Genomic DNA, 19,527 nt, shown 5'->3' on the forward strand with positions numbered 1-19,527 from the left:
CTGCCTTGGAGGATGAAGATGTCCACTCTCGATGTCCGGGCCGACGTGATGACCACGCCGCGGCCCCCGGCTCCCGCCCCGACGCGGACGTTCGACTTCGACGTCGCCATCGTGGGGCTCGGGTACGTGGGCCTGCCGACCGCCCTGGCCTATCACGCCAGCGGGTCGCGCGTTCTCGCCCTCGACGTCTCGCCGCGACGCCTGCGCGACATCGCCGCGCGCAGCGCCGACCTCATCGACTCCGACCGGGAGCGCCTCGAGACCGCTCTGCACGCGCCGGCGGGCTTCCGGCTCACCAGCGACACCTCGGAACTCGGCCGCGCCGCCGCGATCGTCGTGTGCGTCCCCACGCCCGTCGACCACCAGCAGGTCCCGGACCTCACCGCGCTCCGGGCGGCGTGCGCCACCGTCGTCGCCGCCGTCCGGCCCGGCCAGCTCATCATGCTCACCTCGACCACCTACGTCGGCTGCACCCACGACCTCGTCGAGAAGCCGCTCCTCGAACGCGGGATGCAGATCGGACGCGACGTCTTCGTCACCTTCAGCGCCGAACGGATCGACCCCGGCAACGTGGGCTTCGCCCAGGAGATCGTCCCCCGCGTGGTGGGCGGAGCCACCGCCCAGTGCGAAGAAGAGGGCGCGCGCCTGCTCGCACGCTACGCGGCGCGCGTGCACCGGGTGTCGAGCCTCGCCACCGCCGAGATGACGAAGCTGCTCGAGAACACCTTCCGCGCCGTCAACATCGCCCTCGCCAACGAGTTCGCCGACATCTGCGGTGCCCTCGACGTCGCCGTCACCGAGGTGATCGAGGCCGCGAGCACCAAGCCCTACGGCTTCATGGCGTTCTACCCCGGCCCCGGCGTCGGCGGACACTGCATCCCCTGCGACCCGCACTACCTGCTGTGGCAGCTCAAGGCGCTGCACGTCGACGCGGGCGTCATCACCGAGGCCATGACGCGCATCGCGGCCCGCCCTCGCCGTGTCGTCGACCGCATCCGCGATGTCCTCGGACGCGCCGGCAAGGGCACGCTCGGCGCCCGCGTGCTCGTCGTCGGCGTCACCTACAAGCCCGACGTCGCCGACTTGCGCGAATCCCCCGCCCTCGAGATCATCGACCACCTGATCGACGTGGGCGCCGAGGTGCAGTACGTCGACACCCACGCCCCGCACATCCGCCTCGATTCCGGGCGGGAACGCGATTCGCTGCCCGACCCGGCGGCCTTCCATCCCGACATCGTGCTCGTGCACACCCGCCACCACGACGCCGACCTGGGCTGGCTCGACGGCCACGCGGTCGTCGTCGACGGCACCTACCGCAGCGCCGACATCGCGGGGCGGGTGCTCCTGTGAGCGGCCTGACGATCTACCCGGGCTCCGCCTCGCCTCGGACGCGCACGCTGGTCACCGGGGGCGCCGGGTTCGTCGGCAGCCACCTCGTCGAGCACCTGCTGACCCTGGGTGACGAGGTCGTCGTCCTCGACGACCTCTCGACCGGCTCGGCACGCAACCTCGCGGGCGTCGCCGACAACCCCCGCCTCGAGATGATCCACGGCTCGATCCTCAACACCAAGACCGTGAGCGCGGCGATGCAGGGATGCGACCGCGTTTTCCACCTGGCCGCGGCCGTCGGGGTGAAGCTCATCGTGGAGCAGCCCCTGCGGGGTCTGCGCATCAACATCCACGGCACCGAGAACGTGCTGACGGCGGCCATCGAGCACCAGGCCTCGGTGCTCATGGTGTCCACGAGCGAGGTGTACGGCAAGAACACCGCCGATCGCCTGCGCGAAGACTCCGACCGCGTCCTCGGCGACCCGCTGCTCTCCCGTTGGACCTATGCGGGGGCGAAGGGCATCGACGAGGCCTTCGCCAAGGCCTACTGCGACCAGGAGGGCCTCGACGTCTCGATCGTCCGCCTGTTCAACACCGTCGGGCCCCGCCAGACCGGTCGCTACGGCATGGTGCTGCCCAACCTCGTGGGGCAGGCCCTGCGTGGCGCTCCCCTCACCGTGTTCGGCGACGGCCAGCAGACGCGCTGCTTCTCCGCGGTCGAGGACGTCGTGCCCGCGATGGTGCTCATCGAGCGGGACCCGCGCGCACGGGGTCAGGCCTACAACCTGGGCGGCGCGCGCGAGATCTCGATCTTTGAGCTCGCGACCGAGATCATCCGCACCCTCGACAGTCGGAGCACGATCGAGCTCGTCCCCTACGAGCAGGCGTACGCCCCCGGCTTCGAGGACATGCGGCGCCGCGTCCCCGACAACACCAAGGCGCACGACCTCGTGGGCTATGAGCCGCACACCTCGCTGACCTCGACGATCATGCGAGTCGCCGCCGACCTGCTCTCGCGCGAACGCCTCGGCTCCGACGCCATGCCGCTGGCCGGCGCGGGCGCTTTCCGCGGGGTCCTCTAATGTGCGGCATCACCGCGTACCGCGGTCCGACGTCCGCCGCCTCGCGCGCCCGAAGCGCCCTCGAGCGTCTGGAGTACCGGGGCTACGACTCCGCGGGCATCGCCGCGCGGCACGTCGACGGCACGGCCCTGCACGTGCGCACCCTGAACGGCGTGGCATCCCTCACCGACGCGGTGCGTTCGGGCGAATCGGGGACGGATGCCACGACCTCGGCGATCGGTCACACCCGCTGGGCCACCCACGGCGGGGTCAGCGAGCGCAACGCCCACCCGATCGAGGACTGCAGCGGTCGGTTGTTCCTGGTGCACAACGGGATCATCGAGAACGCCGATCTGCTGCGGGCGCAGCTCGTCGCCGACGGGCACCGGTTCGCCACCGACGTCGACAGCGAGGTGATCGTCCACCTGCTCGAGCAGGCGTTGCGCCCCGGGGTGGGGCTCGGCGACGCCCTCGCCGACATCGTCACGCGCCTCGAGGGGTCGTGGGCGATCGTCGCCCTCGACAGCCGGTCGGGATCGCTCGCGGGAACGGCGCACGGTTCGCCCCTCATCTTCGCCGAGGGCGAAGAGGGGGTCTACTTCGCGAGCGACGTGGGTGCGATCACTCCGGTGGTCGAGACCTTCCGCGTGCTGGAGGACGACGACGTGGTCGAGGTGGACGCGGGAGGCATGCGGTGGCACCGCGCGGGCGGCAGTTGTCGCCCGCGCGGACTGTGGCCCGTCCCGCAGACGGCGTACCTGTCCAGCAAGGGGCGCCATCGCGACCACATGGGCAACGAGATCGACGAGCAGCCCGCCGTGGCGCGCCGCGTGCTCGAGGTCCTCACCCCCGGGATCGCCGACGGCATCCTGTGGCGAGGGGCGGGCCTTCCCCCGCTCGACGAGGTCGATCGGGTGACGGTCATCGGGTGCGGCACGTCGCTGCACGCGGGCCGTGCGGTGGCCGGGGTGTTCTCCCGCCTCGGCGGCCTCCCCACCCGCACGCTCGTCGCGAGCGAGGCGGCGCACGAGGTGTGGGAGCCGCGCACGCTGGTGATCGCGCTGAGCCAATCGGGTGAGACGGCCGACGTCCTCCGGGCACTCGACGGCCTCCCGGCCCGCGGGCGCACCGTGTTGGCCCTGACGAACAATCCGTCGTCGACCCTGGCCCGTCGCGCGGATGCGACACTCGATTGCCTCGCCGGTCCCGAGATCGGGGTCGCCGCGACGAAGACGTTCGTCGCCCAGGTCCTGACGGGTGCCTGCCTCGCCCTCTCGGGGTTGTCGGTCTCGTCGCGGGCCGACGCGATGGCCCTCGATGGTGACCTGCGCGCGCTGGCCGCGACCCCGGAGGCCCTGTCGGCCGCTCTCGACACCTGGCGCGGCCCCGCGGCGAAGATGGCCGCCGAGTTCGTCAACGCCCCCGGCTTCCTCTTCCTCGGCCGCGGCTCGGGTCTCGTCTACGCCGCCGAGGGAGCGCTCAAGCTGAAAGAGCTGTCGTACCGGTGGACCGAGCACCAGCCGGCGGGCGAGCTGAAGCACGGCCCTCTCGCCCTGGTGGATGCCGGCACCCCGGTGTTCGTCGTCGACAACGGCGATCCGCGGCTCGACGTCGACGTCGCCGAGATCCTGGCCCGCGGCGGCCGCGTGCTCCGCGTGGGGGAACGCGTGCTGAACGTGGGCGGCATCCCGCTGCACCTGCCGCGGACCGGCCCCTCGTGGGGACCACTCGAGACGGTGGTGCCCCTGCAGATGTTCGCTCGCGAGCTCGCCCTGCGCCTGCGCCGCGACGTGGACAAGCCCCGCAATCTCGCGAAGTCGGTGACGGTCTCGTGACCGGCCGCGCCTCCCCGGTCCCCGGCCCCGACGACTCAGGGATTCGCCGACGGACCCGCCCCACCCGAAAGGACACCCCATGATCCACCGACACGCCGCCCCCGGGCGTCGGCGACTCCGCGCCCTCGCGGTCATCGCTGCCGTCGCCGTCGGAGCGGGCGGGCTGATCGCCGCGGCACCGCCCGCCGCGGCACCTGCCCAGGCCGCCACCCGCACCATCGTCAGCCTCACGTTCGACGACGCCAACTCCGACCAGCTCAACGCCCTCCCCGCCCTTCAGGCCAACGGCATGAAGGGGACGTTCTACATCAACTCCGGATTCATCGGCGCGGCGGGGCACATGACCCGCACCGACCTGACGAACCTGAAGAACGCGGGTCACGAGATCGGCGGGCACACCGTCAACCACCCCGACCTCGCGCAGGTCAGTGTCGACGAGGCCACGCGCCAGATCTGCACCGACCGCAAGAACCTCACCTCGTGGGGCTTCACGGTGCGCAGTTTCGCCTACCCCTTCGCGTCGTCGACCCCCGCCGTCGAGAAAGCCGTGGCGAACTGCGGGTACAGCAGCGGGCGCCTCCTCGGCGACATCCGCAGTCGCTTCGGCTGCCCCGACTGCGCCTACGCGGAGTCCACCCGCCCGGCCGACAAGTACGCGCTCAAGGCCCTCGACCAGGTCGACGCCACCTGGACGCTCGACGACCTCAAGGCGGGGGTCACGAACGCCGAGAAGAACGGCGGCGGGTGGGTGCAGTACACCTTTCACGACGTCTGCGACGACGCGTGCAGCGACCTGGCGGTCACCACGTCGTTGTTCAGTCAGTTCACCTCGTGGCTGAAGACGCGACAGGCGGCGGGGACGGTGGTCAAGACGATCGGCGACGTCATCGGCGGCACGGCCAAGCCCGTCGTGGACGGCCCCTCGGTGCCCGCCGTGACGGGGTCGACCAACGGCATCGTCAACCCGAGCATGGAGACCGGTGCTCCCGACTGCTGGATGAGGGGCGGTTACGGCAACAACACCCCTGCGTTCAGCACCGGCTCCCCCGCGCACACGGGGAACATCTCGAGCGGAATCGTCATGTCCGCGTACGTCGACGGCGATGCCAAACTCCTCCCGCAGTTCGACCTCGGCCAGTGCTCCCCCACGGTGACACCGGGCAAAACATATACGCTGCGCGAGTGGTACCAGTCGAGTGGGGTGACGCAGTTCGCGGTCTACCTCCGGTCGACGAGCGGTTCGTGGTCGTACTGGACCTCGAGCCCGTGGTTCTCCTCGGCCGCCGACTGGACGCAGGCCGACTGGACGACGGCCGCGATCCCCGCCGGCTACAACGGCATCAGTTTCGCGCTGACGATCTTCGGCAACGGCACCCTCCGCACCGACGATCTGCAGCTCTACGACAGCACCGGTGCCCCGTCCCTGGCCCCCGCCACCGTGACCGCCCCGTCGTTCGCCCCGATGACCGCGACGCCTCCCCAGGGCCCGGTGGAGAAGGTCCACCCCACCGAGAGCGACGTCACCGGATGACGCGGACGCTGCGGCCGGCGGCGGCGATCATCCTCGTGGTGGTCGCCGCCGCCGGCCTGTCGGCGTGCGCCCCACCCGCCGTGCCGCGCCCCGACACCGGGTACCCGTGGCACACCGACGTCGTGGCGACGACCTTCTGGGTGGGCGAGGTGTTCGACCCGAACGCCTCCGACGGGAGCCAGCGCCTCTCGACGTACGACTCGGACTGGCTCGGGTCCTACGGCGGGTGCGATGGGATCGTCGACGGCACCGACTGCCGCACCGAGGCCCGTACCGCCGACGCCGGGTATTTCCCCACCGCCATGACCCCGCGCGAGAACCCGTTCTACCTCGACCTGCCGTTCGACGACGTCAACGACGACCAGGGCTTCGCCACGCGCGGCTCGGTCATCCCGTGGGCGAAGGAGCCGGCCTACTCCTCGGCCGTCGACGACCCCTCGCAGAGCCTCATGAAGAACCGGTGGGTGGTCCTGCGCACGGACGGACACGTCTGCTACGGCCAGATCGAGGACGCGGGACCCGGCGAGTACCGCGACGCTGCCTACGTGTTCGGCTCCGACGACCGTCGTCCCGCGAACACGCGGTACAACGGCGCGGGCCTCGACGTCTCGCCCGCCCTGAACGGTTGCCTGGGCTTCTCGGATCTCAACGGGGAGGACGACCGCGTCGACTGGGCCTTCGTCGACGACGCCGACGTCCCCGCCGGCCCCTGGACGAGGATCGTCACCGACTCCCCGGTCCGCTGAGCAGACTCCGACCGCCGACGCGCGCGCTCGCGCCCGTCCCCTTCCCCGGGCGTGCCCGCACCCTCTCACCGGGGCGTGGAACCGAAGAAGGGCCGGATGCCATGGCATCCGGCCCTTCTCTCGCTCGCGCGGTGAGGACTTACTGTCCGCGACGCTCGCGCAGCTGCTGCAGAGCGTCATCGAGGAGCGAAGCGGCTTCTTCGTCGCTGCGGCGCTCCTTCACGTAGGCGAGGTGCGTCTTGTACGGCTCCGCCTTGGCGAGAGCCGGCGGGTTGGCCTTGTCGCGTCCGGCGGGGAGCCCGGAGTGCGGGGAGTCGATCGTCTCGGGGATCTCGTCGTCGGGGATGCCCGCGGCGAAATACCGGACGGTCTCGTTGCCGAGGGCGTCCCAGTACGAGACGGCGACGCGGTCGGCGTGGAAGCCGTGATCCTGCTCGCCCATGGGGCCCGCGCCGACGCGCGAGCCACGGATGGCATTGCCGCCAGTGGCCATGTCAGATCTCCGCGAACTTGGTGAGGAGACCGAGACCCACGATGGTGACGAACCACACCAGCGCGAGCACGATCGTGAAACGGTTGAGGTTGCGCTCGGCCAGGCCCGACGAACCGAGGGCGGAACTCATGCCGCCGCCGAACATGTCGGACAGACCGCCACCGCGACCCTTGTGAAGCAGGATGAGCAGGGTCAGCAGGAGGCTGGTGATACCCAGGAGCACCTGCAGGACGAACTCGAGAATCTGCACAGTCGAAAGCCTTTCGTAGCGATCAGGTCGACCGCACAAGCGTCAAGTATACGGGGAGGCGCCCCGGACGCACGGTTGCCCGCGGCGAAGCGCCGCGGGCAACCGTGTCGGCGTCAGACGCCGACGTGCTTCTGGAAGCGGACGATCGCGGCGAACTCGTCGACGACGAGGCTCGCGCCACCCACCAGGGCGCCGTCCACATCGGGCTCGCGCATGAAGCCGGCGATGTTCCCCGACTTCACCGAACCGCCGTAGAGGACGCGCGTGCGAGCAGCCGCATCGGCGCCCAGCTTGTCGGCGACGACCGCACGGAGCTTGGCGCAGACCTCCTGGGCCTGATCGGGCGTCGCCGCCTGACCCGAACCGATGGCCCACACCGGCTCGTAGGCCACGACGATGTCGGCGTCCGCCGCCACGCCCTCGAGCGCGACCTCGAGCTGACCGACCGGAACGGCGCTGGCGCCGAACTTCTCGAGGTCCTCCGAGGTCTCGCCGACGCAGATGACCGGCGCGAGACCGTGGCGAAGGGCCGCCTGGGTCTTCGCCGCGACGACCTCGTCGGTCTCGTTGTGGAACTGACGACGCTCCGAGTGCCCGATGATCACGTACTTCGCATCGAGCTTGGCCAGGAACTGACCCGAGATCTCGCCGGTGTACGCGCCGGAGTCGTGAGCCGACAGGTCCTGACCGCCGAGGGCGAAGTCGATCTTGTCGGCGTCGAGCAGCGTCTGCACGGTGCGCAGATCGGTGAACGGCGGGAAGACCGCGACCTCGACGCTTCCGGCCTCGTGCTTGGCTTCCTTCAACGTCCAGTGCAGCTTCTGAACGAACGCGACCGCCTGCAGGTGGTCGAGGTTCATCTTCCAGTTGCCGGCGATGAGGGGGGTTCTGGTCACTGCCATCCGAGGACCTCCAGTCCGGGGAGCTTCTTGCCTTCGAGGAACTCCAGGCTGGCGCCGCCACCCGTGGAGATGTGGCCGAACGCCTCGTCGGCGAAGCCGAGCTGACGCACGGCTGCGGCGGAGTCGCCACCGCCGACGACGCTGAGGCCGTCGACCTCGGTGAGCGCCTGGGCGACGGTCTTGGTGCCGGACTCGAACGCCTTCATCTCGAACACGCCCATCGGGCCGTTCCAGAAGACGGTGCGCGAGCCGCGGACGGCGTCGGCGAACATCTCCGCCGTGCGGGGGCCGATGTCGAGGCCGAGACCGGACGCACCGAAGGCGGTGCCTTCGAGGGCGTCCGCGTCGGCGACCACGTGGTCGGCGTCCGCCGAGAACGAGGCGGCGACGACCGCATCCACCGGCAGCACGATCTCGACGCCGCGCTCCTTCGCCGTGGCGAGGTAACCCTTCACGGTGTCGATCTGGTCCTGCTCGAGCAGGCTCGAGCCGACCTTGTGCCCCTCGGCGACGAGGAACGTGAACATCATGCCGCCACCGACGAGGAGCTTGTCCACGCGCGGCAGCAGGTGCTCGATGACGCCCAGCTTGTCGCTGACCTTCGAACCGCCGAGAACGACCGTGTAGGGACGCTCGGGGTTCTCGGTGAGACGGTCGAGGACCTCGAGCTCCTTCTGGATGAGAAGGCCGGCGGCCGAGGGCACCAGCTGAGCGAGGTCGTAGACGCTCGCCTGCTTGCGGTGCACGACGCCGAAGCCGTCCGACACGAGGGCGTCGCCGAGACCGGCAAGCTCGCGGGCGAAGGCCTGGCGCTCGGACTCGTCCTTTGAGGTCTCCCCCGCGTTGAAGCGGAGGTTCTCGATGACGGCGACCTCACCGTTCTCGAGCGAGGCCACGGCATCCGAAGCCGACTCGCCCACCGTGTCGCGCGCGAACGCGACCGGCTGGCCGAGGAGCTCGGACAGGCGCTGCGCGACCGGCTCGAGGGAGTACTTCGGGTCGGGGGCCCCGTCGGGGCGGCCCAGGTGCGAGCACACGATCACACGCGCGCCGGCGTTGATCAGTGCGTTGAGGGTCGGCAGCGACGCGCGCACGCGGCCATCGTCCGTGATAATCCCGTCCTTGAGAGGAACGTTGAGATCACAACGGACGATGACGCGCGTGCCGGCCAGCGACCCCAGCGAATCGAGGGTGCGCAGAGCCATGGAGGGTCAGAGACGCTCGGCGACGTACTCGGTCAGGTCGACGAGACGGTTCGAGTAGCCCCACTCGTTGTCGTACCACGACGAGACCTTGACGAGGTTGCCGCTGACGTTGGTCAGCTCGGCGTCGAAGATCGACGAGTGCGGGTTGCCCTGGATGTCGCTCGAGACGATCGGGTCCTCGGTGTACTGGAGGATGCCGTTGAGGCGACCCTCGGCAGCGGCCTTCTTGTAGACCTCGTTGACCTGGTCGACGGTCAGGCCCTCGGTGGGCGTGACGATCGTGAGGTCGACGATCGAGCCGGTGGGAACCGGAACGCGGTACGACGAGCCGCTGAGCTTGCCGTTGAGCTCGGGCAGCACCAGGCCGATGGCCTTGGCGGCACCGGTCGAGGCGGGAACGATGTTGATCGCCGCGCCGCGCGCACGACGCAGGTCGCTGTGCGGGCCGTCCTGGAGGTTCTGGTCGGCGGTGTAGGCGTGAGCGGTCATCATGAAGCCGCGCTCGATGCCGAAGGCCTCGTTGAACACCTGGGCGAGGGGCGCCAGGCAGTTCGTGGTGCAGGACGCGTTCGAGATGATGACGTCGGTCTCGGGGTTGTACGTCTCTTCGTTGACGCCCATGACGATCGTGGCGTCGTCGCCCGTGGCGGGAGCCGAGATAAGGACCTTCTTGGCCCCACCGGTGATGTGCTTCTTGGCGTCTTCGGCCTTGGTGAAGCGACCGGTCGACTCGATGACGATGTCGACGCCCAGCTCGCCCCAGGGGAGGTTCGCGGGGTCGCGCTCTTCGAACACCTTGATGGTCTTGTCGCCGACGGTGATGGAGTCTGCGGTGTACGAGACGTCCTCGGTCAGCACGCCGCCGACGGAGTCGTACTTGAGGAGGTGCGCCAGCGACTTGTTGTCGGTGAGGTCGTTCACCGCCACGATTTCGAGGTCGGCACCCTGCGCGAGAGCCGCGCGGAGGTAGTTGCGTCCGATACGGCCGAAGCCGTTGATTCCGATCTTGACGGTCACGGAATATCTCCTGAATCAGTTGTGCGCGAGAAGCGCGTGATTGCGGTGTTCGCTGGCGGACAACGGCGTCCCGGTGAGGTGTCCCACCGGGACGCCGCACCGTTTACGACAGTACCAGCAGACCCGCGGTCTTCTCTCGGGCGGCGGCGAAGCGCTGCTGGGCGTCATCCCAGTTCGCGATGTTCCAGAACGCCTTCACGTAGTCGGCGCGGACGTTCTTGTAGTCGAGGTAGTACGCGTGCTCCCAGACGTCGAGGAGCAGGATCGGCACGGTGCCCGCGACGATCTGACCCTGCTGGTCGAAGAACTGCTGGATGACGAGGTTCTCGCCGATCGAGTCCCAGAACAGACCCGCCCAGCCGGAGCCCTGCACGCCGAGGGCGGCGGCGGTGAACTGCGCACGGAAGGCGTCGAACGAGCCGAACTGGTCGTCGATGGCCGACTCGAGGTCGCCGGTGGGCTTGTCTCCACCGTTGGGCGAGAGATTCGTCCAGAAGATCGAGTGGTTCGTGTGACCGCCGAGGTTGAACGCGAGGTCCTTCTGCAGGCGGTTGATGTTGGCGAAATCGCCCTTCTCGCGCGCTTCGGCGAGGAGGTCGAGAGTGGTGTTGGCACCGTTGACGTAGGTCTGGTGGTGCTTGCTGTGGTGCAGCTCCATGATGGTCGCACTGATGTGCGGCTCCAGCGCCGAGTAGTCGTAGGGCAGTTCGGGCAGCGTGTACTTCGCCATGATCTCAACTTCCGAATCGGGCGCTGCCGAAACCTCTTCGCCGAGACGACGTGCCGAGGGATCGAGCAGCGAGGGTGACGAGTTCATCCTACTGAGGGGTAACCACGGCGCACCGGGGTTGCTTCCCCGGATGACGGAAGATAAACGCCCGGGCGCGTCGGAAGGGGGCGATGGATGCCGTGACCCGCGGGGCCCGGACGTGCGAGGTCGCACTCAGCGGGCGACGCATGCTGCGGCCCTTGCGATCCGGGAACGATAGCGCGCTCGGGGACGCCCGCGAGGGCGGCATCCCACCCGGACTCAGTCCTCGGCACCCACCGGAACAGCGGCCTCGGTTCCCGGGATGCCCTCGACGTCGGCCTTCTTGTCGGCCATGGCGAGGAGGCGGCGGATACGGCCGGCGACGGCGTCCTTGGTGAGGGGCGGGTCGGCGTGGTGGCCGAGCTCGTCCAGGCTCGCGTCGCGGTGCGCCAAGCGCAGCTCACCCGCCTGCTGAAGGTGCGCGGGAACGTCGTCACCGAGGATCTCGAGAGCGCGCTCGACACGCGCGCACGCCGCGACGGCGGCCTGCGCGGAGCGGCGGAGGTTCGCGTCGTCGAAGTTCACGAGACGGTTGACCCCGGCCCGCACCTCGCGGCGCTGGCGCATCTGGTCCCACTCCCCCGCGGTGCGGCGGGCACCCATCTCGTACAGGGCTCCGCGGATCGCCTCGCCGTCGCGGACGACGACGCGCGGCACTCCGCGCACCTCGCGGGCCTTGGCGGGGATGCCGATGCGGTGGCCCGCACCCACGAGAGCCATCGCCGCCTCCGACGAGGGGCACGAGATCTCGAGGGCCGCGGAACGACCGGGGTCGCTCAGGGTGCCGGCGGCGAGGAACGCTCCGCGCCAGATCGCGCTCAGGTCGGGACGCGAACCGGTGGTGAGCTTGTTCGGCAGGCCGCGCACGGGGCGACGGCGCTGGTCGAGGAGTCCCGTCTGCCGCGCGAGGGTCTCGCCCGCCTCGATCACGCGCACCGCGTAGAGCCCGCCCGCACGCCCGCCGGAACCCTGCACGTGGTGCAGTTCGGGACGGACGCCGTAGAGCTCCATGAGGTCGCGGGCCACGCGGCGCGCGAGGATGTCGGAGTCGAGTTCGGCTTCGACCGCGACGCGGTTGGCGATGGAGTGCAGACCACCGGAGAAGCGCAGGAGGGCCGTCAGCTCGGCGACGCGCGCGGTCGGGCGCGGGTCGCGAACGGTGATGAGTTCGGCCTTCACGTCGGCGGTCAGCGGCACGGTTCTCCTCGGGTGGGGGCGGCGGGGACGACGGTACAGCCTACTCGCGACCGAGGTCGCGGTGAGCCACACGGACGGCCACCCCGGGCACATCGGACAGACGTGCAGCCAACTCCCGGGCCATCACCACCGAACGATGCTTGCCCCCCGTGCAGCCCACAGCCACGACGGAATGCCGCTTGTTCTCGCGCTGATACCCCTCCATCACGGGGCGCAGCGCCGCCGCGTACGCATCGAGGAACTCCGCCGCGCCCTGCTGACCCAGCACGTATTCCCGCACGCGGGGATCCTCTCCGGTGAGCGCGCGCAGATCGTCGTTCCAGAACGGATTCGGCAGGAAGCGCATGTCGGCGACGAGATCGACGTCGGGCGGAAGGCCGTACTTGAACCCGAAACTCATCAGCGTGACGGTGTGACGCGCAGCGCCCTCTTCGCCGAACAGCTCGACCGCCCGCAACGACAACTGATGGACGTTCAGGGCGGAGGTATCGATCACGACGTCGGCGGCCTCGCGGACCGGAGCCAATCGCTCGCGCTCGCGACGGATGCCGTCGAGGATCGTGCCGTCGTGCTGCAGGGGGTGCGGCCGGCGCACCGCCTCGAACCTGCGCACGAGCACCGCGTCACTGGCATCCAGGAACACCACCCTCACCTGCCGGTTCGCCTGCAGGGTGCGCATGGCCTCGGGAAGGTCGCCGAACAGCGATCGACCGCGGACGTCGACCACGACCGCGACGCGCGGAACCGCCCCACCGGCGAGCTCCGTGAGCTCGAGAAGCGGCCGCAGCATGCGCGGGGGCAGGTTGTCGACCACGTACCAGTCGAGGTCTTCGAGGGCGTTGGCGACCGTGGATCGCCCGGCGCCCGACATGCCCGTGACGATCAGCACCTCGCCTGGCTCGTCGTCGCGTGCCGGTTCCATGGGCGATCGCCTCCCGTCGTGTCGGTCCAGCCTACCGAGCCAGATGGCTGTGGATGTTCTCGGCGAGCGTCGGCCCGATGCCGGGGAGCTCCATGATCTCTTCGGGCGTGGCGTTCTTCAACGCCGAGACCGACCCGAAATGCCGCAGCAGCGCCTTGATGCGCGTGTCGCCGAGGCCGGGCACCTCGGTGAGCACGCTCGTGATGTCGCGCTTGCGGCGCTTGCGCTGGTGGACGATCGCGAAGCGGTGGGCCTCGTCGCGCAGACGCTGCAGCAAGTACAGCGCCTCCGAGGTGCGCGGAAGGATCACCGGGTACTCCTCCCCCGGCAGCCACACTTCTTCGAGACGTTTGGCGATGCCGCACAGCGCGATCTCCTCGTGCCCCGCGTCGGCGAGGGCACGGGCCGCGGCGGCGACCTGCGGCTGACCACCGTCGACCACGAGCAGCTGCGGGCGGTAGGCGAAGCGCGGCCTCTTGCGGGCCGTGACGACCTCGCCGTCGGCCGTCGCCTCCTCGGAGTCGGGATCGGCCACGATCGCCCCGTCGATGGTCTCGGGCTCGATCTCGTCGGGCCGGTCGAGGTATGCCAGCCGGCGACTGAGCACCTGGTACATCGAATCGGTGTCGTCGGTCGTCTCGGCGACGCCGAAGGAGCGGTACTGGTCCTTGCGCGGAAGGCCGTCCTCGAACACGACCATGGATGCCACCACGTTGGTGCCCGACAGGTGCGAGATGTCGAAGCACTCGATGCGCAACGGCGCCTCGGTCATGCCGAGCGCCTCTTGCAGGTCGGTGAGGGCCTGCGACCGGGCGACGTAGTCGCTCGTCCGGCGCGTCTTGTGGAGCATGAGGGCCTGTTGCGCGTTCAGCGTCGCGGTCTTCAGCAGGTCGGCCTTGCGGCCGCGCTGGGCGACCTGCAGGGTCACCGGGCGGCCCCGGCGTTCGCGCAGCCAGTCCTCGAGCTGCTCCGCGTCGTCGGGGAGTTCGGGAACGAGCACCTGGCGGGGGATGTCGCTCGCGTCGGCGTCTCCATAGGTGCGCTGGAGGACCTGGTCGACGAGATCGGCACCGGAGATGTCGATCTCTTTCTCGATCGTGGTGGCGCGCACTCCGCGCACGCGTCCGCCGCGCACCACGAAGTGCTGGACGGTCGCGGCGAGCTCGTCCTCGGCGATACCGAAGAGATCGGCATCCGTGTCGGAGGCCAGCACGAGCGCGCTCTTGCCGAGCACGGCGTCGATGGCCTGCAGGCGGTCGCGGTAGTGCGCGGCCGACTCGTAGTCCATCGCGGCCGACGCCTCCTTCATGCGCGACGTCAGCTCGCGCGCGAAGCGCTGGTCGCCTCCCGACATGAAGGCGACGAAGTCGTTGACGATCGCGCGGTGCTCCTCGATCGTCACCTTCATCGAGCAGGGACCACCGCAGCGCCCGATCTGACCCGGGAAGCACGGTCGACCAGAGGCCATCGCCTTCTTGTACGAAGAGTCGCTGCACGTGCGGATCGGGAAGACCTTGATCATCAGGTCGATCGTGTCGTGCACCGCCCAGACCTTGGGGTACGGGCCGAAGTATTTCGCCCCGCGGATCTTCGGGTTGCGCGTGACGATCACCCGCGGCGCCTCGTCGGCGAGGGTGATCGCCATGAAGGGGTACGACTTGTCATCCTTGTAACGGACGTTGAACGGCGGATCGAATTCCTTGATCCACATGTACTCGAGCTGCAGCGAGTCGACGTCGCTGGGCACGACCGTCCACTCCACGCTCGCCGCCGTCGTGACCATGCGGCGCGTGCGCTCGTGCAGCGAGTGCAGCGGCGCGAAGTAGTTCGACAGGCGCGCGCGCAGGTTCTTCGCCTTGCCGACGTACAGCACGCGCCCCTCGGCGTCCCGGAACCGGTAGACCCCCGGATTGGTGGGGATCTCGCCGGCCTTGGGACGGTACGGAAGGTGCGAGACCCGTTCGCGAGACGCCATGCTCAGCGCGCCGCGCTCACGAGCTCTCGCTCGGTGTCGCCGGTCTCGACCGTCGCCGCGTTGCGCTGCGCGCCGGTGCGCCCGGTCTCGAGGAGCTCCGCGAGGAAGGCTCCGGTGTGGCTACCCTCGACCTTCGCGACCTGCTCGGGCGTGCCGGTGGCCACGATCGTTCCCCCGCCGGCGCCGCCCTCGGGGCCGAGGTCGATGACCCAGTCCGAGCTCTTGATGACGTCGAGGTTGTGCTCGATGACGATGACGGTGTTGCCCTTGTCGACGAGACCGTTGAGCACCTTCAGCAGCAGGGATACGTCTTCGAAGTGCAGACCGGTCGTCGGCTCGTCGAGCACGTAGATCGAGCGGCCGTTGCTCCGGCGCTGCAGTTCGGTCGCGAGCTTGACGCGCTGCGCCTCACCGCCCGACAGCGTGGTCGCCGACTGCCCGAGGCGCACGTACCCCAGGCCGACATCGACGAGGGTCCGCAGGTAGCGGTGGATCGCCTGGATCGGCTCGAAGAAGTCCGCGGCCTCGGAGATGGGCATCTCGAGCACCTCGGCGATGTTCTTGCCCTTGTAGTGCACCGACAGGGTGTCGCGGTTGTAGCGCTTTCCGTGGCAGACCTCGCAGTCGACGTAGACGTCGGGCAGGAAGTTCATCTCGATCTTCAGCGTGCCGTCGCCGGAGCACGCCTCGCAGCGCCCGCCCTTGACGTTGAAGCTGAAGCGCCCGGCCTGGTAGCCGCGCACCTTGGCCTCGGGCGTCTCGGCAAACAGGCTGCGGATGCGGTCGAAGACGCCGGTGTACGTGGCCGGATTCGAGCGCGGCGTCCGGCCGATGGGCGCCTGATCGACGTGCACGACCTTGTCGAGGTTGTCGAGGCCGGTGACGCGCGTGTGCTTGCCGGGCACGCGCCGAGCGCCGTTCAGCTTGGAGGCGAGGACCTCGTACAGGATGCCGTTGACGAGCGTGGACTTGCCCGAGCCGCTGACCCCGGTGACGGAGGTCAGCACACCGAGGGGGAAGTCGGCCGTGACGTTCTGGAGGTTGTTCTCGCGTGCACCGACGACCGTGACCTGGCGCTTCTTGTCGATCTTGCGGCGCTTCTTGGGCGCCTCGATCGAACGGCGGCCCGAAAGGTAGGCACCGGTGAGGGAGCGCTCATCTTCGAGGAGTTCGGCGAGAGGGCCGGAGTGGACGACGTTTCCGCCGTCAACGCCCGCGCGGGGTCCGATGTCGACCACCCAGTCGGCCGCGTGGATCGTCTCTTCGTCGTGCTCGACCACGATCAGCGTGTTGCCCAGGTCGCGAAGGGTCTCGAGGGTCTGGATGAGACGGCGGTTGTCGCGCTGGTGCAGGCCGATCGACGGCTCGTCGAGCACGTAGAGCACACCCGTGAGGCCGGAGCCGATCTGCGTGGCCAGGCGGATGCGCTGGGCCTCGCCGCCCGAGAGCGTGCCGGCGGCGCGACCGAGGCTGAGGTAGTTCAGGCCGACCTGCAGCAGGAAGTCGAGACGAGCCCGGATCTCGCGCAGCACCGCGGCGGCGATCGTGGCCTCGCGGTCGGTCAGCGTGAGCTGCGAGAAGAAGTCCCGCGCGTCGGCGAGGCTCATGCGCGATGCCGCGGCGATCGAGGTGCCGTCGACGAGGACCGAGAGCACCTCGGGCTTGAGACGGTCGCCGTCGCAGACCGCGCACGGAACCTCGCGCAGGTACTCCGACCAGCGCTGGCGCTGCGTGTCGGACTCGGCCTGGAGGTACTGGCGCTCGATGTACGGAACGACGCCCTCGAAGCCCGAGGAGTACCGCATCTCACGGCCGTAGCGGTTCTTCCACTTGACGGTCACCTTGTAGTTCTCGCCGCGCAGCACCGCCTGCTGGACGTCGTGCGAGAGGTCCTTCCACGGGGTGTCGAGCGAGAACTCCAGGTCGCGTGCGAGTCCTTCGAGCAGGCGCTCGTAGTACTGGAACAGGCCCTTGCCCTGCGTGGTCCACGGCAGGATCGCTCCGTCGCGGATGGAGAGTTCTTCATCGCCCAGCATGAGGTCGACGTCGACCGACATGCGCGTGCCGAGGCCCGAACACACGGGGCACGCACCGAACGGCGCGTTGAACGAGAACGTGCGCGGCTCGATCTCGGTCAGCTGCAGGGGGTGGCCGTTGGGGCACGCGAGCTTCTCGGAGAACGACTGCCAGGCGTCGTCGCCCTCTTCGTCGACGTAGTTCACCTGCATGATGCCACCGGCGAGGCCCATCGCGGTCTCGACCGAGTCGGTGACGCGGCTCAGGTTGTCGCCGGAGGCCACGAGGCGGTCGACCACGACCGCGATGTCGTGCTTGTAACTCTTCTTGAGTGTCGGGGGCTCGGCCAGCTGGACGAGCTCGCCGTCGACGACCGCGCGGGCATAGCCCTTGGCGCTGAGCTCCTTGAAGAGGTCGACGAACTCACCCTTCTTCTGGGTGACGACGGGGGCGACGATCTGGTAGCGCGTGCGCTCGGGCAATTCCATGAGCTGGTCGGCGATCTGCTGGATCGTCTGACGCTGGATGCGGGCGCCGCAATCGGGGCAGTGGGGAACGCCGACGCGCGCCCAGAGCAGGCGCATGTAGTCGTGGATCTCGGTGATCGTGCCGACCGTCGAGCGGGGGTTGCGGTTGGTCGACTTCTGATCGATCGAAACGGCCGGGCTGAGGCCCTCGATGAAGTCGACGTCGGGCCGGTCGACCTGTCCGAGGAACTGACGCGCGTACGCGCTCAGCGACTCGACGTACCGACGCTGCCCCTCGGCGAAGATCGTGTCGAAGGCGAGGCTCGACTTGCCCGAACCCGACAGACCGGTGAAGACGACGAGCGAATCGCGCGGGATGTCGAGGTCGACGTTCTTGAGGTTGTGGACACGCGCGCCCCGGACACTCAGCTTTCCGCTGGTACCGGAATTCGCGGATGACGAGGGCTGGGCGACAGGAACGATGGGCACCTGTTAAGTCTAGGTCGGACCTCCGACATCGGCCCCGGGTTCGCCCGGGGCGCACGGATGTGCGAGAGTGCGAGCCCCTCGGCGTCGCTCCCGGACGCCTCGGACGGCCATCCCAGGCCGGACGTCAGTCGCGCGTCGGTCCCGCGAAGGGAGCGAGACCGTCGCGCAGCGCCACGAGCGCATCGTGGTCGACCCCGACCCGCTCCATGATCTTGCCCGGAACCTCGAGCGCGGCCGCGCGCAGAGCGCGACCCTCGTCCGTCAGCGCGATGTCGAGCACGCGCTCGTCGTCGGCGCGTCGCGACCGCGCGACCCTCCCCTGGGCCTCGAGGCGCTTGACGAGCGGCGACAGCGTGGCGGGCTCCATCGCGAGTTCGACGGCGAGAGCGCCGAGGGAGCGCGGCTCCTCCTCCCAGAGCGCGAGCATCACCAGGTACTGCGGGTGCGTCAGCCCGAGCGGCTCGAGCACGGGGCGGTAGATCGAGACCACGTTCCGGGCGGCAGTGACCAACGCGAAGCACACCTGATTTTCGAGCTTCAGGAGGTCGTCCACGAGCGCTCCTCTCCATTCGTTAGTACACTAACTATCATGACACGAAGGGATGCCGACCGCCCGCCTCTGCGCGAGCGCGTCCGCGACGCCGGCGGCTGGTACCAGTACCTCAACACGCGCCTCATCCGGGTCGCCGGACCCGCGTCCGTCGGCCCGTACGAGAACACCCCCGAGCCCGTTCGCACGGAGCGCCCCTGTCCGCTGTGCGGTCACGCGATGTCCGAGCACGCCGTCGACCGGTCGGGGCCGAAGCCCCTCCTGCACTGCCCCTGATCTCTTACGCGGACCCGACTCACTCGTCGAGCACGGGCCTCCCCCGGTCATCGAGTGGCCAGCCCGGGTTGACCGCGACCTCCCAGGGGTGGCCGTCGGGGTCGATGAAGACGCCGGAGTACCCGCCCCACGGGGTGTCCGCTCCCGCGCGCGCGAGCCGGGCTCCCGCCGCCTCCGCCTCCGCGAGGATCGCATCGACGTCAGCCGGGTGATCCACGTTGTGGGCGAGGGTCACCCCGCCCCAGCCCCCGGCATCCGAGACACCGGAGTCCTCGGCGAGCTTCGCCCTGTCCCACAACGCGACGACCATACCTCCGACGTCGAAGAACGCCACCTCTCCGGCGACCGACGACGGATGCGCTCGCCACCCGGGCGCCGTGTAGAAGGCCATCGCCCGTTCCAGATCGCTGACGCCGAGGGTGACGAGCGTGACGCGTTGTTCCATGACGACCTCC

General features: G+C 69.4%; 18 protein-coding genes. 6 read left to right on the forward strand and 12 right to left on the reverse strand.

Going from position 1 to position 19,527, the window contains the following annotated elements:
* Positions 1-18 precede the first annotated feature (18 nt).
* From QBE02_RS03625 to QBE02_RS03645, 5 genes are all read left to right on the forward strand, one after another.
* Complete coding sequence (locus QBE02_RS03625) at positions 19-1,350, forward strand: nucleotide sugar dehydrogenase (protein ID WP_279367165.1); 1,332 nt, start codon at positions 19-21, stop codon at positions 1,348-1,350.
* Complete coding sequence (locus QBE02_RS03630) at positions 1,347-2,411, forward strand: NAD-dependent epimerase/dehydratase family protein (RefSeq protein WP_279367166.1); 1,065 nt, start codon at positions 1,347-1,349, stop codon at positions 2,409-2,411. The genes QBE02_RS03625 and QBE02_RS03630 overlap by 4 nt, the downstream gene beginning before the upstream one ends.
* On the forward strand, positions 2,411-4,225 hold the full coding sequence (gene glmS / locus QBE02_RS03635) for a glutamine--fructose-6-phosphate transaminase (isomerizing) (RefSeq protein ID WP_279367167.1): 1,815 nt from the start codon (positions 2,411-2,413) through the stop codon (positions 4,223-4,225). The genes QBE02_RS03630 and glmS overlap by 1 nt, the downstream gene beginning before the upstream one ends.
* Before the next feature lie 79 nt (positions 4,226-4,304).
* Positions 4,305-5,756, forward strand: a complete 1,452-nt coding sequence (locus QBE02_RS03640) for a polysaccharide deacetylase family protein (protein WP_279367168.1) — start codon at positions 4,305-4,307, stop codon at positions 5,754-5,756.
* Positions 5,753-6,502, forward strand: coding sequence for a hypothetical protein (locus QBE02_RS03645; protein ID WP_279367169.1), 750 nt, complete (start codon positions 5,753-5,755; stop codon positions 6,500-6,502). Before QBE02_RS03640 ends, QBE02_RS03645 begins: the two co-directional genes overlap by 4 nt.
* A gap of 139 nt (positions 6,503-6,641) precedes the next feature.
* Here QBE02_RS03645 and QBE02_RS03650 read toward each other — a convergent pair whose 3' ends face one another.
* The 11 genes from QBE02_RS03650 to QBE02_RS03700 all read right to left on the reverse strand — a co-directional run bounded on the left by QBE02_RS03650 (position 6,642) and on the right by QBE02_RS03700 (position 18,799).
* Complete coding sequence (locus QBE02_RS03650; protein WP_055955187.1) at positions 6,642-6,995, reverse strand: RNA polymerase-binding protein RbpA; 354 nt, start codon at positions 6,993-6,995, stop codon at positions 6,642-6,644.
* 1 nt (position 6,996) lies between these two features.
* On the reverse strand, positions 6,997-7,245 hold the full coding sequence (gene secG / locus QBE02_RS03655) for a preprotein translocase subunit SecG (protein ID WP_056232190.1): 249 nt from the start codon (positions 7,243-7,245) through the stop codon (positions 6,997-6,999).
* A 113-nt stretch (positions 7,246-7,358) separates the two neighbouring features.
* Complete coding sequence (gene tpiA, locus QBE02_RS03660) at positions 7,359-8,147, reverse strand: triose-phosphate isomerase (protein ID WP_144784756.1); 789 nt, start codon at positions 8,145-8,147, stop codon at positions 7,359-7,361.
* On the reverse strand, positions 8,138-9,352 hold the full coding sequence (locus tag QBE02_RS03665; RefSeq protein WP_279367170.1) for a phosphoglycerate kinase: 1,215 nt from the start codon (positions 9,350-9,352) through the stop codon (positions 8,138-8,140). The genes tpiA and QBE02_RS03665 overlap by 10 nt, the downstream gene beginning before the upstream one ends.
* A 6-nt stretch (positions 9,353-9,358) precedes the next feature.
* A complete protein-coding gene (gene gap / locus QBE02_RS03670) occupies positions 9,359-10,369 on the reverse strand; it encodes a type I glyceraldehyde-3-phosphate dehydrogenase (RefSeq protein WP_094734144.1) in 1,011 nt (336 codons plus the stop codon).
* Between the two features lie 103 nt (positions 10,370-10,472).
* Positions 10,473-11,099 carry a superoxide dismutase gene (locus QBE02_RS03675; protein ID WP_056232453.1) on the reverse strand — a complete coding sequence of 209 codons (627 nt, stop codon included), beginning with the start codon at positions 11,097-11,099 and terminating at the stop codon, positions 10,473-10,475.
* A 300-nt stretch (positions 11,100-11,399) separates the two neighbouring features.
* On the reverse strand, positions 11,400-12,377 hold the full coding sequence (gene whiA / locus QBE02_RS03680; protein WP_056232204.1) for a DNA-binding protein WhiA: 978 nt from the start codon (positions 12,375-12,377) through the stop codon (positions 11,400-11,402).
* Between the two features lie 40 nt (positions 12,378-12,417).
* Positions 12,418-13,299: an RNase adapter RapZ gene (gene rapZ, locus QBE02_RS03685; RefSeq protein ID WP_056232207.1), complete on the reverse strand. Its 882-nt coding sequence runs from the start codon at positions 13,297-13,299 to the stop codon at positions 12,418-12,420.
* Positions 13,300-13,330: 31 nt separating this feature from the next.
* Positions 13,331-15,274, reverse strand: coding sequence for an excinuclease ABC subunit UvrC (uvrC, locus tag QBE02_RS03690; protein ID WP_279367171.1), 1,944 nt, complete (start codon positions 15,272-15,274; stop codon positions 13,331-13,333).
* A 2-nt stretch (positions 15,275-15,276) separates the two neighbouring features.
* Positions 15,277-18,246: an excinuclease ABC subunit UvrA gene (gene uvrA / locus QBE02_RS03695; protein WP_074694853.1), complete on the reverse strand. Its 2,970-nt coding sequence runs from the start codon at positions 18,244-18,246 to the stop codon at positions 15,277-15,279.
* A 124-nt stretch (positions 18,247-18,370) separates the two neighbouring features.
* Positions 18,371-18,799, reverse strand: coding sequence for a MarR family winged helix-turn-helix transcriptional regulator (locus QBE02_RS03700; protein WP_279367172.1), 429 nt, complete (start codon positions 18,797-18,799; stop codon positions 18,371-18,373).
* A 36-nt stretch (positions 18,800-18,835) separates the two neighbouring features.
* On the opposite strand from QBE02_RS03700, the gene QBE02_RS03705 reads away from it, so the two are divergent.
* Positions 18,836-19,072 (forward strand): hypothetical protein, encoded by a 237-nt coding sequence (locus QBE02_RS03705; protein ID WP_074694851.1) that lies wholly within the window; start codon positions 18,836-18,838, stop codon positions 19,070-19,072.
* 19 nt (positions 19,073-19,091) lie between these two features.
* Here the strand turns inward: QBE02_RS03705 and QBE02_RS03710 are convergent, their stop codons facing one another.
* The gene (locus tag QBE02_RS03710) at positions 19,092-19,517 is read right to left on the reverse strand and encodes a VOC family protein (protein ID WP_279367173.1); all 426 of its coding nucleotides are present in this window, start codon (positions 19,515-19,517) and stop codon (positions 19,092-19,094) included.
* Positions 19,518-19,527: the final 10 nt, after the last annotated feature.

Origin of the sequence: Microbacterium testaceum (genome assembly GCF_029761935.1) — a bacterium.
GTDB lineage: Bacteria > Actinomycetota > Actinomycetes > Actinomycetales > Microbacteriaceae > Microbacterium > Microbacterium testaceum_A.